A 15,953-nucleotide genomic window follows, 5' to 3' on the forward strand; every position below is an offset into this window, starting at 1 on the left:
CAGACGTCCGGCGCGACACAGGGAGGGGACTTGGATTGCCCGAGCGGCGGCCATCCCCGATACAATGAGGGGTACGGCCATGGATTCCATCGTTCGCAGACAGACGCTCGGTGACCTCCTGCGGCGGAGCGCGGCGCGCACACCAGGCAAGACGGCGGTGATCTGCGGCGATACGCGTTGGACCTACGCCGAGTTCAACGCCATCGTCGACCGCCTCGCGGCCGGCCTCGCCGCGCGCGGCGTCGGCAAGGGCGAGCGGGTCGCCATCCTCGCGCGCAACTCTCATGCCTTTGCCGCCCTGCGCTTCGCGCTGGCGCGGCTCGGCGCTGTCCTGGTGCCGATCAATTTCATGCTCAAGCCGGAGGAGGTCGCCTACATCCTCAAGCATGCGGGCGCGCGGCTGCTCGCGACCGACAGCGGCTTTGCCGGCGTGGCACGTGCTGCCAAGGCGCTGGTGCCGGCGGTCGAGCAATTGATCTGGCTGCCGTCGGAAGGTTCGAGCGAGCGGCAGGCCGACATGATCGATTTTGCCGAGCTCGCGGCCTCGACGGCGACGGTGCCTGCCGCCGAGATCGCCGGAGGCGACGTCGCGCAGATCGTCTACACCTCCGGCACGGAGTCGCTGCCGAAGGGCGCGATGCTGACCCATGACGCCGTCATTTGGCAGTATGTCAGCTGTATCGTCGATGCCGGCATTTCCGCCGACGATGTCACCCTCCACGCGCTGCCGCTGTATCACTGCGCGCAGCTCGACGTGTTCTTCGGGCCGTCGATCTATGTCGGCGCCACCAACATCATCACCGCGTTTCCGACGCCGGACAATCTGCTGCCGCTGATCGCGAAATATCGCATCACCTCATTCTTCGCGCCGCCGACGGTGTGGATCTCGATTCTGCGCTCGCCGCTGTTCGAGACCACCGACGTGTCCACTTTGCGCAAGGGCTATTACGGCGCCTCGATCATGCCGGTCGAGGTGCTGCGCGAGCTGGCGCAGCGGCTGCCGAAGGTGCGTCTGTGGAATCTGTATGGCCAGACCGAGATCGCGCCGCTGGCGACGATGCTCGGACCCGACGATCAATTGCGCAAGCCGGGCAGTTGCGGCCGCGCCGTGCTCAACGTCGAGACCCGGGTCGTCGATGATGAGATGAATGATGTTGCGCCGGGACAGGTCGGCGAGGTCGTGCACCGCTCGCCGCATCTGATGCTCGGCTACTTCCACGACGACGAGCGCACCGCCGCCGCCTTCCAGGGCGACTGGTTTCATTCCGGCGATCTCGCGACCATCGACGACGAAGGCTACATCACCATCGTCGACCGCAAGAAGGACATGATCAAGACCGGCGGTGAGAACGTCGCCAGCCGCGAGGTCGAGGAGGCGCTGTATCTGATTCCGGAAGTGTCGGAGGTCGCCGTCGTCGGCCTGCCGCATCCACGCTGGGTCGAGGCGGTCGTGGCGATGGTTGTGGTCAAGTCCGGCTGCGAGCTGACCGAGGAGGCGGTGCTCAAGCAGGCCTCGGCACGGCTCGCCACCTTCAAGACGCCGAAGCGGATCGTGTTTGTCGATGCGCTGCCCAAGAATCCCAGCGGCAAGCTCTTGAAGCGTCAGTTGCGCGAGGCGCATTCGGGGCTGTTTGCGGAGGGGTAAGCAGCTGCCTTTGGCGATCGCGTGTCTCGGCGGGGAGGCGCCGAGGCCGCTACGGCGCTGCGGACCGATCTCGCAGTGCCGCAGCCGATAGCCTAGGGCTATCGACGTTGTGATATCATCGATGGCCGATTGCGCGCGCTTGTGTAACGATTGCTTCGCGATATCAGTACTATCGTGACACCGGATCTTCCACGAGCTGCCCCGAGGCCTCCCATGGATACGCTGCTGCTCCCGTTTTCGCCGCGCTTCATCGTGCTGACGATCTGCGCCACGGCGACCGCTTTGCTGCTGATCCTCGGCATCTACGACCGCAAGATCTTCGATCTCGTCCTGATCCCGCTGCTGATCTTCGGTGCGCTCACCCTGCTCGGCATCCGCGATCTCGTGCAGAAGAGCCACGCAGTGCTCCGCAATTATCCGATCTCGGCACATATGCGGTTCTTGCTCGAAGAGATCCGGCCCGAGATGCGGCAGTATTTCTTCGAGAGCGAAAAGGACGGCATGCCGTTCTCGCGCGACACCCGCGCGGTGGTCTATCAGCGCGCCAAGATGGAGCTCGACAAGCGCCCGTTCGGCACCCAGGAGGACGTCTACCGCGAGGGCTACGAATGGATGCACCATTCGATCGCTCCCAAGCCGCAAGCGGAGGAGAAGTTCCGCATCACCATTGGTGGTCCGGATTGCACCAAGCCGTATTCGGCCTCGGTGTTCAACATCTCCGCCATGAGCTTCGGCGCGCTGAGCCCGAATGCGGTGCGTGCCCTCAATGGCGGGGCGAAGAAGGGCGGCTTCGCCCACGACACCGGCGAAGGTGGCTTCAGTCCCTATCACGCCGAAATGGGCGGCGACATCATCTGGGAGATCGGCTCCGGCTATTTCGGCTGCCGGCGTCATGATGGCACGTTCGATCCCGAGGCGTTCACGCGGGTCGCGAGCCACGACCAGATCAAGATGGTGGAGCTCAAGATCAGCCAGGGCGCCAAGCCCGGCCATGGCGGGGTGCTGCCGGCCGCCAAGGTGTCCGAGGAGATCTCGAAGATCCGCGGTGTCTCAATGGGCGAGGATTGCATCTCGCCGCCGGCGCATCGCGCGTTCTCGACGCCCATCGGCATGATGCAGTTCATCAGCGAGATGCGGCGACTGTCGGGCGGCAAGCCGGCCGGCTTCAAGCTGTGCATCGGCCACCCCTGGGAATTCCTCGCGATCTGCAAGGCCATGCTGGAGACCGGCATCTATCCCGACTTCATCGTGGTCGACGGCAATGAAGGCGGCACCGGTGCCGCGCCGCTCGAGTTCATGGACCATCTGGGCATGCCGATGCGCGAGGGCGTCAGCTTCGTGCACAATGCGCTGGTCGGCCTTGGCATCCGCGACCGCATCAAGATCGGCGCCTCCGGCAAAATCGCCACCGCGTTCGACATGGCGCGCGCGATGTCGATCGGCGCCGACTGGTGCAACGCGGCGCGCGGCTTCATGTTCTCGCTCGGCTGCATCCAGTCCTTGAGCTGCCATACCGACAGATGCCCGACCGGTGTCGCCACCCAGGATCCGACGCGCGCTCGCGCGCTGGTCGTCCCGCACAAGCTCGACCGCGTCTACAACTATCATCACGCGACCCTGCATGCGCTGGCCGAGCTGCTCGCCGCCGCCGGTCTCGAACATCCGCAGGACCTGCGGCCGATCCACTTCTCACAGCGGACGTCGACCACTGAGGTGTCCTCGTTTGCCAAGCTGTATCCGGCGCTGCGTCCTGGCGAGCTGCTCGACGGCACCCAGGACGTCCGCTTCCGCGACGCCTGGGCGATGGCGCGAGCCGATACGTTCGCGGCGGTGCAGTAAAACGCCTTGCGTGATTGTTCTTGGGAACCTTCCGGCTCCAATTCCATCTAAGCCACGCGTGCTCAGCTTGGATGATCGACAATGCCTTGGACCACAGCGACCACAGTCTCCGCGGCGACGAGCGGCGAGGATGACCTGATCCGACGGGCAAAAGCCCGGGACGAGACCGCCATCCGGGCCATCCTCCAGGCCAACAACCGTCGCCTGTTCCGGATCGCCCGCGGCATCCTGCGCAATGACAGTGAGGCGGAGGACGTCGTGCAGGAGACCTATGTCCGGGCGCTCACCCATCTCGACGAGTTTCGCGGCCAGTCCAGCCTGTCGACCTGGTTGGTCCGCATCGCAATGAACGAGGCGATGGGACGCCTGCGCGGACAACGGCCCGCACTGCAACTGGATGTGCAGCACCAAGACAGGCCAGGGGCCGAGGTGATCCAATTTCCCGCTACGTCGAGCGATCCGGAGAAGTCTGTGGCGCAGCGCCAGATCCAGGCCGTCGTCGAACGGGCGATCGATGACCTGTCCGAGCCGTTTCGCCTGGTGTTCATCGCCCGCGTGATCGAGGAGATGAGCATCGACGAGACGGCGGACTTGCTCGGATTGAAGCCCGAGACCGTGAAGACGCGCTTGCATCGCGCCCGCGGCATGTTGCGCGAGAACGTCGAAAAGCAGATCGGTCCCGTCCTTCTGGACGCGTTTCCCTTCGCCGGCCTGCGTTGCGAGCGGCTGACCGACGCCGTGCTCGATCGTCTTCGACGTCCGGCGTGAAGATTCCCGGGAACGTCGGCTCCCGCTTTTCATCCAATCCCTGTGCAGCCATTCACCCGCCGGCCACGAGGTCCGGCGCCACAGGAGATGAGAACCATGTTCAAGCATATCGGCACGATCGCCGTCGCGCTCTGCGTCACGAGCAGCGCCGCCCTGTCGCAGGGCGCCAAGCTCAGCGATCCGCAGATCGCGCATATCGCCTACACAGCCGGCGAAATCGACATCAAGGCGGCGAAGCAGGCCTTGGACAAATCCGGGAGCAAGGAAGTCAAGGAGTTCGCCCAAGGCATGGTGCGTGACCACGAGGCGGTCAACAAGCAGGCCCTCGCCCTCGTCAAGAAGTTGAAAGTCACGCCTGAGGATAACGACACCAGCCGCGCACTGTCGAAGCAGGCGAGCGAGAAGCTCGACGAGCTCGGCAAGCTCAAGGGCGCGGCCTTCGACAAGGCCTATATCGCCAACGAGGTCGCCTACCACAAGACGGTGAACGGCGCGCTGGAGACGCAGCTCATTCCGTCCGCAACCAACGCCGAGCTGAAGGAGTTGCTGCAGACCGGCCTGAAGCTGTTCCAGGGCCACGAGCAGCACGCCGAGCATGTCGCGGCGGATCTGAAGTAGGACGATCCGATGCTGTCGGGACGCATCACTCTCGTGAGCATGGTTGTGCTCGCCGCCGTGAGCGTTCCGGCGCGCGCGGCCACGATCCGGATCGTGGTGGACAAGCTCGAATTCTCGCCGGCCGCGGCTTCGGCCAAGGTCGGCGACACCGTCGAATGGGTCAACAAGGATGCGCTGGCTCATACGGCGACGGCGCGGGATGGCGCATTCGATGTCATTTTGCCGCCGAGCAAGACGGTGAGTTCGGTCCTCAAGAAGGCGGGCACGGTCGACTACTACTGCCGCTTTCACCCCAACATGAAGGCGACCCTGACGATCGCGCCGTGACGCCGCTGGCCTCAATGCGGGTTTTCCAGGCTGAAGGTCTCGGATTGCTCGTCATAGGCAAACAGCTCGGCGTAGCGGCCCCATGATACGATGGTGTGCAGCGTCTCGTCGGCATAGTGCTCGGACATGTAGTCCTCGAGCTCGATGCGGAAGCGCGCGGCCGGCGCGGCGTGCGAGGGGCGGTCGTCGAGCACGCGGCGGATCAGCCCCATCAGCGGCACGTTCTCCATCAGATGCTGCGCGAACAGCTTCTTGCGCTCGTCGGTCTCTTGATGCGCGAACCGCCGTCCGGCCTCGGTCAGGGTCAGATCGCCTTCGCTGAGCTGGGCGAAGCGCAGGAGCTGCAGCGCCTCGGCCAAGGGAAAGATCTCGTCGACCTCGAGCTGCAGATGGCCCGCCAGCACCGGCAGGTCGGCATGCCCATTATAAGGTTCGCCGGCGAGCGTCTCGATCAGGCCCGAGATCGAGTTCGACGACACGTGGCTGAGCACCATGCCGACGCCGGCGCTGGCGGTGCTCGGCAGCTTCGGCTCGGGCCGCTGCGTCATGCGGGCATAGAGACTGTCGACGAGCTGGCGGAACGCCGGATCGAGCCGGTTGCGCGGATGCGGCAGGTCGACCTTGAACTCGGCGGCGACGCGGCCGGGATTGGACGAGAACACCAGGATGCGGTCGCACATCAGCACCGCTTCCTCGATGTTGTGCGTCACCATCAGCACCGACTTGATCGGCAGCCGCCCGTCGGTCCAGAGATCGACGAGGTCGGTACGAAGTGTCTCGGCGGTCAGCACGTCCAGGGCCGAGAACGGCTCGTCCATCAGCAGCAGGTCGGGATGCACCACCAGCGCGCGGGCGAAGCCGACGCGCTGGCGCATGCCGCCGGAGAGCTCCTTTGGAAAAGCGGATTCGAAACCGTCGAGACCGATCAGGTCGATCGCGGCCAGCGCGCGCTTGCGCCGCTCGGCGCTGTCGACACCGAGCGCCTCGAGGCCGAGCTCGACGTTCTGCAGCACGGTCAGCCAGGGAAACAGTGCGAACGACTGGAACACCATGGCGACACCAACGGGCGCGCCGGCGATGATCTCGCCGCGGCAGCGCGCTTCGCCCGAGGATGGCGACACCAGGCCGGCGATGATCCGCAGAAGCGTCGACTTGCCGGAGCCGGAGCGTCCGAGCAGGCCGACGATCTCGCCGGCGCAGATCGTGAGGTCAACCTTCTCCAGCACGACGAGATCCTCGCCGCTGCCCTTGGGAAACAGCCGGCTGACGCTCTTGATCTCGATCAGCGATGAGTCCTTGACCTGGTCGCGCATGACAATTCTCCCGGTCAGCCGAGCCGCAGCCGGCGTTCGCCGAAGGCATAGAGCGGCCGCCACAGCAGCCGGTTGAACAGAGTGACGAGAATGCACATCACGGCAATGCCGAGCACGACGCGCGGAAAGTCGCCGTGCTCGGTGGCCGCAGCGATGTAGGCGCCGAGCCCGCTTGCGGTGAGATGGGTATCACCCCAGCTCGCGACCTCGGCGACGATCGCCGCGTTCCACGAGCCGCCGGAGGCGGTAATGGCGCCGGTGATGTAATAGGGGAAGATTCCGGGCAGCACGACCTTGAACCACCAGCGCCAGCCGGCGAGATGCAGGCTCGCGGCGGCCTCGCGCAGGTCGGTCGGGAAGGCGCTGGCCCCGGCGATGACGTTGAACAGGATGTACCACTGCGTGCCCAGGATCATCAGCGGGCTCAACCAGACATTGGCGTCGAGGCGAAAGCGCACGATGAGCACGACGAACACCGGGAAGGCGAGGTTGGCCGGGAAGGCGGCGAGGAATTGCGCCAGCGGCTGGATGCGCTCGGCGAGCTTCGGCCGCAGCCCGATCCAGACGCCGACGGGCACCCACATCAGCGACGCCAGCGCGATCAGCACCGCGACGCGGATCAGCGTGATCAGGCCGTAGCCGATCGCGGTGAGGACGTCGGTGAGCGCCAGCGTCGCCGAGAGATAGAGATAGGTCTTCCAGCCGGCATAGACGCAGCCGAGGATGACCACGGCAAGCCAGAGACCGTCGACCATCTGCGACGGCGGCGCGTGGCGCACGGGGCCGCTCCAGGCTTTCGGCCAGTTGATCCGCAGGTTCGAGAAGGTGCGGTTGAGCGCAGCGAACGGCATCGACAGCGAGCGCAGGGCGCGGGTGCGCCGGAACAGATCGAGCATCCAGGAGGTGGGCGGATTGCCGGAGGCGGTCTGCTCGAAACGGAATTTGTCGGCCCAGGCCACGATCGGGCGGAACAGCAGCTGGTCATAGGCGGTGATGACGAGCAGCATGGTCAGCAGCGCGGCGCCGATCGCCGCCAGATCCTTCTGCTGAATGGCGAGCGCGACATAGGAGCCGATGCCGGGCAGGGTGACGGTGGTGTTGCCGACCGTGATCGCCTCCGACGCCACGACGAAGAACCAGCCGCCGGACATCGACATCATCGCATTCCAGATCAGGCCGGGCATCGCATAGGGCACGTCGAGCCGCCAGAAGCGCTGCCAGCCGGAGAGGTGGAAGCTGCGCGTCGCCTCCTCCAGGTCCTTCGGCACGTTGCGCATCGATTGGTACATGCTGAAGGTCATGTTCCAGGCCTGGCTGGTGAAGATCGCGAACACGCAGGCGAGCTCGGCGCCCAGCACCTGGCCCGGAAACAGGTTCATGAAGAACACGACGGTGAAGGTCAGGAAGCCGAGGATCGGTACCGACTGCAGGATGTCGAGCAGCGGGATCAGCACGATCTCGGCGCGCCGGCTCTTGGCCGCGAGCGCCGCATAGACGAAGGTGAAGACGAGCGAGCACGCGATGGCGAGCAGCATGCGCAAGGTGGTGCGCAGCGCGTAGAGCGGCAGGTTGGACGGATCGAGCGAGACAGGGGCGGTGTCGAGCGCGGACAAGGGCTGGGTGGTCTGCTCGCCGCCATAGACGATCAGCACCATCGCGCCGACCACGATGATCAGCGCGACGACGTCCCAGATATTGGGGCGCACGGTTTCGCGCAGCACGGTCGTCCTGATGTCCCGGAGCAGCATCGGCATGTCTCGTCTGGTCGGCCGCAACCATCGGCGGAGGCTGCGGACGTGGCCGTGTCATGGCTTGAGGGCTGGTCGGCCGGACAGTGCCGGCCGAATCCGCACCCTAAGTGCCCTGTGTGATGGTTTGATATCAAGCGGAGCGGTCGGGATCCGGCCTCTCGGTCCGGCCTATCAAAGGATACGCAGGCAGCCTCTTCACGTTCCCGCGACGAGGCTAGTCGAACGCAGATGCGGCTTGGCTTGGGGCTCCATCGGTACGGAGACGCCGGGTCACATCTGTCGCGCCGACGACGGTCAGCGCCTCCCCCGCTTGCGGGGGAGGTCGCATCGCATCGTCAGGTGCGACGCGGGTAGGGAATGCTCCGGAAGCGACTGCCGCTGTGGCGCCCCCACCCCAACCCTGCCCCGCAAGCGGGAGAGGGAGCGCACTGGTCGGGCCGCAGCAGTGGGGCTCAATCACCCCACGTTCGGCTCGCCGCCGTCCGGCGCGAGCCTCGTCGCCAGGATCTTGTCGATGCGGCGGCCGTCGAGGTCGATGATCTCGAAGCGCCAGCCTTGCAGCTCGAAGCTCTGGCCGACCTCGGGCACGCTGCCGAAGTGCTGCAGCACGAGGCCTGCGACGGTGTGATAGCCGCGATGCGGCGGCACCTCGATCGCCAGCACGTCGGCGAACTCGTCGAGTTGCATCCAGCCGGAGACCAGCAGCGAGCCGTCGTCACGGCGGACGCAGGCCGGCTCGGGCGGGCCCTCCTCGGAGGAGAACGCGCCAACGATCGACTCCAGGATATCCGCCGCGGTCACCACGCCTTCGAACGCGCCGTATTCGTCGTGCACCAGCCCCATATGCACGGGCGCCACCTTCAGGATGGCGATCACGTCGCGCGCATCGACGGTGGACGGAATGATCGGCACCTCGCGCACCAGGCTGCGCAGGTCCGGCGTCTCATCGCGCAGATACGCCGCCAGCAGGTCCTTGGCCTGCAGCACGCCGATCGGACGGTCGCGCTCGCCGTCCGACACCGGCAGGCGCGAATGCGGGCTCTTGGCGAGCAGTTCGCGAATGGCCTTGGGGTCGTCGTTGAGGTCGACGACGTCGACCTCGGGCCGCGGCGTCATGATGGCGCCGACCGGACGGTCGCCGAGCCGCATCACGCCGGCGATCATCTCCTTCTCGCCTGGCTCGAGCACGCCGGCGGTCTCGGCCTCGCGCACCAGATGGTGGATCTCCTCTTCGGAAACTTTCTCCTCGGCCTCGCCGGAGCGGCCGAGCAGCGTCAGGATCAGCTTGCCGGAAAGGTCGAGCAGCACCACCAGCGGCAGCGATACCTTGGCGAGCAGCTGCATGGCCGGCGCGACGCGGACAGCAATCGCCTCGGGATCACGTAGCGCGAGCTGTTTCGGCACCAGCTCGCCGACGATCAGGGTGGCATAGGTGATGATCGTGACGACGAGGCCGACGCCGACGATGTCGGCGACGGAAGCCGACAGGCCGAGCTCCAGCAGCGACTGCGTCAGGCGCTGGCCGAGCGTGGCGCCGGAGAATGCGCCGGAGAGCACCCCGACCAGGGTGATGCCGATTTGCACCGTCGAGAGGAACCGGCCGGGATCGGACGCCAGCGCGAGCGCCCGACGGGCGCCGGAAACGCCCTTTTCCGCCAGCAGCGCCAGCCGCGCGGGACGCGACGACACGATCGCGAGCTCGGACATGGATAACAGTCCGTTGACGACGATGAGGACGACGATGATGGCGAGTTCGACGGAGAGCATTTCGACCTTGTCTGGCGCCCGGAGGGGCAGGATGGGGACAGGTCCTAGCATATGGGGACGGCAAGCGCCCAATGCCGGTGTGCGGAGGCGGCGTGCATGGGAGGGCTGAAAGTGGGAGGCTGGTTCGCTTGAGGCACGGGCAGCTCCTGAACCTCCGGTGTGGTCCCGGCGAACGCCGGGACCCATACCGCGTGATCTATCGAAGGCACTCGGAACGGCGACGAATTGCCGCCACCACGGGCGCTGACGATCAGGCAGGACAACTGCCAGCGAGGTCCCTCGATGGCGTCCGCGGTATGGGTCCCGGCGTTCGCCGGGACGACACCTTTTGTGGAGCGCCAGTTTCGGCTCTCACTGGCGTCAGGCCGCAGGGCGCAACGCCTGCGCGACCGCTCCTCAGAAATCCCCGTGCAAGCGCCCCGAGAAGATCGACACCGGGCCGCGGTCGGCGTTGTAGGCGGGGTTGTTGACGAACTGGTAGTCGGCGGTGAAGGTCAGGTATTTGTTGATGGAATAGGCGTAGTAGGCCTCGATGATGTTCTCGCGCCGGTAGTTCAGCGCGCCGTCGCCGATCAAGGGGCCGAGGCCGCCGGCGGCGAGGAAGGCGCGGTGGTCGCGCGACAGCCCGTTGGTCACGCCGGCGAGGCCGATCGTGTCGTCGGGACGGCCCCAGCGGTTGCCCTTGATCGAGGTGCCCAGCGACAGGCTGTTATCGATGTCGGTGAACGCCATGATCTCGGTCTTGCCGTCGTTCCAACTCCAGCGCCCGAACAGGCCGACATCGTCCGTCAGCGCCTGGTCGAAAGAGACGACATAGCCGTATTTGCTGCGGCCGCGCCGCGTCTGGCTGATGTCGAGATTGAGCGCAGCATCGTCGAGCGTCTCGCGATAGCTGCCGGAAAACACGCTGTTGAACCAGCCGATGGTGCGTAGGTGACCTGGCTGCGAGAACAACTGGTAGCGCGTTTCCAGTTCGACGACGTAGCTGCCGCGGCGGAAGACGTTCATGTCGAAATTGTTCGAGTTCGATACGGCGTCCATGAGGAAATAACCGGCGCGCAGCGCCCAGCTCTTCTGGTTGAGCTCGGCTGTCGCGCCGTAGGTCAGGCCGAGCTTGTCGGCGGCGTAGTCGAAGGCGCCGGGCGCCCACACCGACCAGTTCATGAAGTCCTTGCGCGCGTCCTTGGCGTAGGCGTTGCCGTCGAACACGTCGAGCACGGGGAATTTTCCGACCTGCACGGTGAGCCGCGAGACGTCCTGCTTGCCCGATAGCTGCAACTGGCCGCTGCCGAGCTGCTCCTGCTCGCCGCCGAAGCCGAAGGTCTGGCGCAGGAACAGGCGCGAGGTGTTGTAATGGGGATAGGGGAAGTCCGACTTCTGCGCCTCGCCGTTGGAGAAGCCGGCAAGGCCGACGGTGTTGCTGAGGCCGAAGCCTTGCAGCAGCTCGGGATTGTAATAGACCTCGCCGCCATCCCACAGCCGCGCGTTGATGTACAGGCTGTTGCTCCAGGTCTCCTGGAACTGGCGCGCGGGCGTCAGGCTGTTGGCGCCGGTGTAGGCGGCGCGGAACGCCGGATAGCCCTGGCCGATCACGGTCGCCTGGCCGTGGATCTCCCAGCGGTCGGATTCGGGATCGGACGGATCGCTCTTGAGCTTCAGGTCGGGACCGCCGGCGAAGTCCAGCTTCCGGTTGAGCCCGACCCGCAGGGTCTGGAAGTCGAGCTGCGAATTGTAGCTGGCGCCGTTGGAGAAGCGGACGCCGGCGTTCTCGAAATGGCTGTAGAGATATTCGAGGCGCCAGCTCCAATGCGGCGCAAAGCTGCGCTCGATGCCGGCGCCGGCGGCCCAGCCGAGCCGCGTCGTCAGCAGCTTCTCGGTGTCGCCGGCCGCAGTGGTGTTGATGAAGCGGCCGCCGGTCCAGGCCAGGCCGCCGGTGGCATAGACCAGCCAGTCGCCCCTGACGTAGCCGACCCGGCCGCGGGCGGTGGCGACATAGTCCCACAGCTCGGAGACGTTCGAGCCGGGTGTGCCCAGCATCGCGACGGTGTGGTTGGAGGTGAGATAGTTCGGAAAGCTGAAATCGCCCTCGAGCCCGAGCAGCAGGCCGGAGCGGGTGACCCAGTTGTAGCCGGCCTGCGCGCCACCGGTGAGGCCGCTGAACGGGCTGCCGGCGCTGGCCGTCCCGCTCGGGTCGGTCAGGGTCGCCCGGGCATGGTCACGGGTATAGCCGGCATGGACGCCGACATAGAGGCCGGTCCAGTCGAACACCGTCTGTGCCATCCGGGCCTTGACCGGCAGGTCGGCGGCAGCAGCGGGGGCGGCGAGCGCGGCGATCATGGCGGCGGTCGCGATCGTCTCCCGGGTGCAGTTCGAACGGATCATGGCAGCAGATTCCCAAGGCGAGGCAAACGACGACACCGGCAACGTCACACCTGATTGCCCGCGCACAGTCACGAGAAGATTACGGAGTAGATGATGTTCGATCGGAAGTGTGGATGAGCTGCGGCGATTTAGGGATGATTTATATTGCGATTAATTCGCAACAGCAAGCGCAGGGCTGGTTCATTCGGTTTCTGATTGCGGGTGTGGCGCCTGCGCAACAAAAAACCCGCCCGGGGCGGCCGGGCGGGTTGTCGAGATCGCGGATCGGGGCAGGTGGAAGCCCGGCCGTGGCGGATGGGGCGAGGCGGGCCTTGGCCGTGATTGGGCGGGGCGAGGCGAGCGCCCAGCATCAATAGCCGCAGGCCCTGACGCGGCCGACATACTGGCCGTAGACGTTGTACTGCGGCACCCAGCGGCAGTACCGATAGCCACCGCCGTAATAGTAGCCGTCGTTGCTGGCGGCGATGGCGCTGCCGACGACGGCGGCTCCGACGAGGCCGGCACCGACGCCCCAGCCCCAGTGATGATGGTGGAAGCCGTTGGCCGCAGCGGGCGTCGACGTCGCCGCGATGCTGCCGGTGACGGCGAGCGCGGTCAGTGCGAGGGCGGCAATCTTGGTCTTGATCGACATGGTCGAAGGCTCCTGTTTGCTATTGGGGCGGCCGGCGTCGGCCGCTTGCCAAATTGGACGGAGCCTTTTCGAAACCGGTTCGAATCGCCGGATGAGGTGCCCGGCGCCCTGAAAATTCGTTTGTTGATACAGGGGCTTGGCCTCGGTTCAGCAGCCCGGCAACGGGCCGCGGCGAAGCGTGTTCACGTCGAAGTTATCGACGTCCTCCAGCAGCGCGCAGAACGCCCGCGCGCCGTGGTCCAGCACGCGCTCGCCCTTCTCCGCCGACGCCTGCGTGGCATCGCCGACCGCACCGCTCGCATTCAGGTCCTGCGTCTGCCAGGCCATCGGCGCCGGCCGCTGCGTCGAGAGCACCTTGCAGGTGGTTTCCATTTCAGCGCCGCGCGAGGGGAAAGCGGCGATGGCATCGCTGCGCACCAGCGCGGGATGGCAGGCCAGCATGATCGAGGTCTCGACGGCGCCGCCGTGGATGCCGTGCCGCAGCTCATCGGCCGAGAACAACCCATCGGGCGCACCGAAGCGCGACCATGACGTCGTCACCACCAGCATGCGGTGATCAGCGCGCAGATCCTGCGCGACCAGGGTCATCGCAGCGCTGTTGCCGCCATGGCTGGTGACGATCACGAGCTTCCTGAGTCCAGCGCGCGCGACGCTGTCGCCGAGAGCACGCCAGCTCCGCAGCGCGACCTCCGTCGGCACGGTCAGCGTGCCCGGATAGTCGATATGCTCGGTCGAGATCCCCACGGGCTGCACCGGCAGCACCGTCACCGGCAGCGCCGGCGGCAGCAGCGCGCGGACGCGCGCGAGATAAGCCTCGGCAATGTAGACGTCAGTGCCGAGAGGCAGGTGCGGCCCATGCTGCTCGGTGGCGGCGAGCGGCAGCACCGCGATCCAGCGCGCGGTCTCGGGCGTTCCCGAGTCGGGCGCTCCAAAATCCGGCCAGTGCAGCTCGGTCCAGTCGCGGGGCGGCACGGTCATCGCGCGGGCCATTTCCTTCGTCCGTCGGGCAGGGTAGTTATCACCGATTGATCTTAGCATGTTCAGCCAGAAAGAACCGGGGAGACCAGACATGGCGCAGGCGCTTCTGTCGCGAACGTTAATGGCGGCATCGCTGGTCGTAGCCGGACTGATGTCGGCGGCTCAGGCCCAGATCCTGGACAAGGTCTCGTTCGGCACCAACTGGGTTGCCGAGGCCGAGCATGGCGGCTTCTTCCAGGCGGTCGCCGACGGCACCTACAAGCGCTACGGACTGGACGTGACGATCGTGCCGGGCGGTCCGAACGAGAACAACCGCATGCTGCTGATCTCCGGCAAGATCGAGTTCTTCATGGCCGCAAATACGCTGATGTCGTTCGACGCCGTCGCTAACAACGTGCCGGTGGTGTCGATCGCGGCGATGTTCCAGAAGGATCCGCAGGTGTTCCTGACCCATCCGGAGTCCAGGATCACCAAGCTCGAGGAGCTGAAGCCGCTGACCCTGTTCGTCTCCAAGGAAGGCATCTCCAGCTACTATCAATGGCTGAAATCGGAATACGGCTTCTCCGAGAAGAATGTCCGCCCCTACACGTTCAATCCGCAGCCCTTCATCGCTACGCCGCAGAGCGCAATGCAGGGGTATGTCACGTCGGAGCCGTTCGCGGTCGAGCGCGCCGCCGGCTTCAAGCCCGGCGTGATCCTGCTCGCGGACAACGGCTTCAACACCTATTCGACCCTGATCGAGACGCGGCGCGACCTCATCGAGAGCAAGCCGGACCTGGTGCAGCGTTTCGTCGATGCTTCGATCATCGGCTGGTACAATTACATCTACGGCGACAATTCCGCGGGCAACGCGCTGATCAAGAAGATGAACCCGGAGATGACCGATGATCTCCTTGCCTATTCGGTCGCCAAGATGAAGGAGTACGGCATCGTCGATTCCGGCGACAGCGTGGAGAAGGGCATCGGCGCCATGACGGACGAGCGCGTCGCCAGCTTCTTCGACAAGATGGTGCGGGCCGGCGTCGTCAAGTCGACGATCGACTATCGCAAGTCGTATACGCTGCGTTTCGTCAACAAGGGCGTCGGCATCGATCTCCGGCCGAAGAAGTAGGACGCTCGAGCGGCGCTTTCAGCAAATGAGCTCACCCCCTTCGTCCGAGCGCGCCGTTGCGACCGCGGTATGCCTGCGCGGCGTCACCAAGGTGTACGAGTCCGGCGTCGCCGCGCTGGGGCCGATCGATCTGACCATCGCCAAAGGCGAATTCGTCTCGCTGCTCGGCCCCTCCGGCTGTGGCAAGTCGACGGCGCTGCGCCTGATTGCGGGTCTGGTGGCGCCAAGCGCCGGGACGGTGGATGTCGCCGCCTCGTCAGAGGCGCATCCCGGCGATCGCGTCGGCTTCGTGTTCCAGGAGCCGACCCTGATGCCCTGGACCAGCGTGCGCGACAATGTCGGCCTGCCGTTGAAGCTTGCGCGGGTGCCGGCGAGCCAGGCGCGTCCAAGGATCGATGCGGCGCTCGAGCAGGTCGGTCTCGCTGATTTTGCCGACGCCTTTCCGCGCGAACTATCCGGCGGCATGAAGATGCGCGCCTCGCTGGCGCGCGCGCTCGTCACGCACCCCGGCATCCTGCTGATGGACGAGCCGTTCGCTGCCCTCGACGAGATCACGCGCTTCCGCCTCAACAATGATCTGCTGGAGCTGTGGCGCAGGCTGAACATGACGGTCGTGTTCGTCACCCATTCGGTGTTCGAGTCGGTCTATCTGTCGCAGCGCGTGCTGGTGATGACGGCGCGACCCGGCCGGCTCAGTGCCGAGATCAGGATCGACGCTGACCAGCGCGATGATGCGTTCCGTGCCTCGCCGGCTTATGCCGATGATTGCCGCCGGGTCTCTGACGCGCTCGCACCGGCCTATACCGGAGTGCATGCGCTGTGA

13 protein-coding genes are annotated in these 15,953 nt (G+C 65.8%); 7 read left to right on the top strand and 6 right to left on the bottom strand.

Features of this window, described 5'->3' with window-relative positions; all coding sequences use genetic code 11:
• Positions 1 to 79: 79 nt before the first annotated feature.
• The 5 genes from ACQR1F_RS15250 (at position 80) to ACQR1F_RS15270 (ending at position 5,197) form a co-directional block, all read left to right on the top strand.
• Positions 80 to 1,645, top strand: a complete 1,566-nt coding sequence (locus ACQR1F_RS15250; protein WP_434913384.1) for an acyl-CoA synthetase — start codon at positions 80 to 82, stop codon at positions 1,643 to 1,645.
• 213 nt (positions 1,646 to 1,858) lie between these two features.
• Positions 1,859 to 3,484: an FMN-binding glutamate synthase family protein gene (locus ACQR1F_RS15255; protein WP_316183146.1), complete on the top strand. Its 1,626-nt coding sequence runs from the start codon at positions 1,859 to 1,861 to the stop codon at positions 3,482 to 3,484.
• Positions 3,485 to 3,565: 81 nt separating this feature from the next.
• A complete protein-coding gene (locus ACQR1F_RS15260; protein WP_434913385.1) occupies positions 3,566 to 4,252 on the top strand; it encodes an RNA polymerase sigma factor in 687 nt (228 codons plus the stop codon).
• A 96-nt stretch (positions 4,253 to 4,348) separates the two neighbouring features.
• Complete coding sequence (locus ACQR1F_RS15265; protein ID WP_315800533.1) at positions 4,349 to 4,870, top strand: DUF4142 domain-containing protein; 522 nt, start codon at positions 4,349 to 4,351, stop codon at positions 4,868 to 4,870.
• A 9-nt stretch (positions 4,871 to 4,879) separates the two neighbouring features.
• The gene (locus tag ACQR1F_RS15270) at positions 4,880 to 5,197 is read left to right on the top strand and encodes a cupredoxin domain-containing protein (RefSeq protein WP_316239343.1); all 318 of its coding nucleotides are present in this window, start codon (positions 4,880 to 4,882) and stop codon (positions 5,195 to 5,197) included.
• Positions 5,198 to 5,208: 11 nt separating this feature from the next.
• Here the strand turns inward: ACQR1F_RS15270 and ACQR1F_RS15275 are convergent, their stop codons facing one another.
• The 6 genes from ACQR1F_RS15275 to ACQR1F_RS15300 form a co-directional block, all read right to left on the bottom strand.
• On the bottom strand, positions 5,209 to 6,510 hold the full coding sequence (locus tag ACQR1F_RS15275; RefSeq protein WP_434913386.1) for an ABC transporter ATP-binding protein: 1,302 nt from the start codon (positions 6,508 to 6,510) through the stop codon (positions 5,209 to 5,211).
• A gap of 14 nt (positions 6,511 to 6,524) precedes the next feature.
• Positions 6,525 to 8,258: an ABC transporter permease gene (locus tag ACQR1F_RS15280; protein ID WP_434913448.1), complete on the bottom strand. Its 1,734-nt coding sequence runs from the start codon at positions 8,256 to 8,258 to the stop codon at positions 6,525 to 6,527.
• Positions 8,259 to 8,717: 459 nt separating this feature from the next.
• On the bottom strand, positions 8,718 to 10,028 hold the full coding sequence (locus ACQR1F_RS15285) for a hemolysin family protein (RefSeq protein WP_315800530.1): 1,311 nt from the start codon (positions 10,026 to 10,028) through the stop codon (positions 8,718 to 8,720).
• Positions 10,029 to 10,424: 396 nt separating this feature from the next.
• Positions 10,425 to 12,410: a carbohydrate porin gene (locus tag ACQR1F_RS15290; RefSeq protein ID WP_434913387.1), complete on the bottom strand. Its 1,986-nt coding sequence runs from the start codon at positions 12,408 to 12,410 to the stop codon at positions 10,425 to 10,427.
• Positions 12,411 to 12,759: 349 nt separating this feature from the next.
• Entirely contained in the window at positions 12,760 to 13,041 is a 282-nt protein-coding gene (locus ACQR1F_RS15295; protein WP_315752260.1) for a hypothetical protein, read from the bottom strand.
• Positions 13,042 to 13,188: 147 nt separating this feature from the next.
• A complete protein-coding gene (locus tag ACQR1F_RS15300; RefSeq protein ID WP_434913388.1) occupies positions 13,189 to 14,031 on the bottom strand; it encodes a creatininase family protein in 843 nt (280 codons plus the stop codon).
• Between the two features lie 109 nt (positions 14,032 to 14,140).
• On the opposite strand from ACQR1F_RS15300, the gene ACQR1F_RS15305 reads away from it, so the two are divergent.
• Together ACQR1F_RS15305 and ACQR1F_RS15310 are read left to right on the top strand one after the other, a co-directional pair.
• A complete protein-coding gene (locus tag ACQR1F_RS15305) occupies positions 14,141 to 15,130 on the top strand; it encodes an ABC transporter substrate-binding protein (RefSeq protein ID WP_434913449.1) in 990 nt (329 codons plus the stop codon).
• 25 nt (positions 15,131 to 15,155) lie between these two features.
• Positions 15,156 to 15,953: an ABC transporter ATP-binding protein gene (locus ACQR1F_RS15310; RefSeq protein WP_315800528.1), complete on the top strand. Its 798-nt coding sequence runs from the start codon at positions 15,156 to 15,158 to the stop codon at positions 15,951 to 15,953.

It is taken from the genome of Bradyrhizobium sp. HKCCYLS3013 (assembly GCF_051167615.1).
Taxonomy (GTDB): domain Bacteria; phylum Pseudomonadota; class Alphaproteobacteria; order Rhizobiales; family Xanthobacteraceae; genus Bradyrhizobium.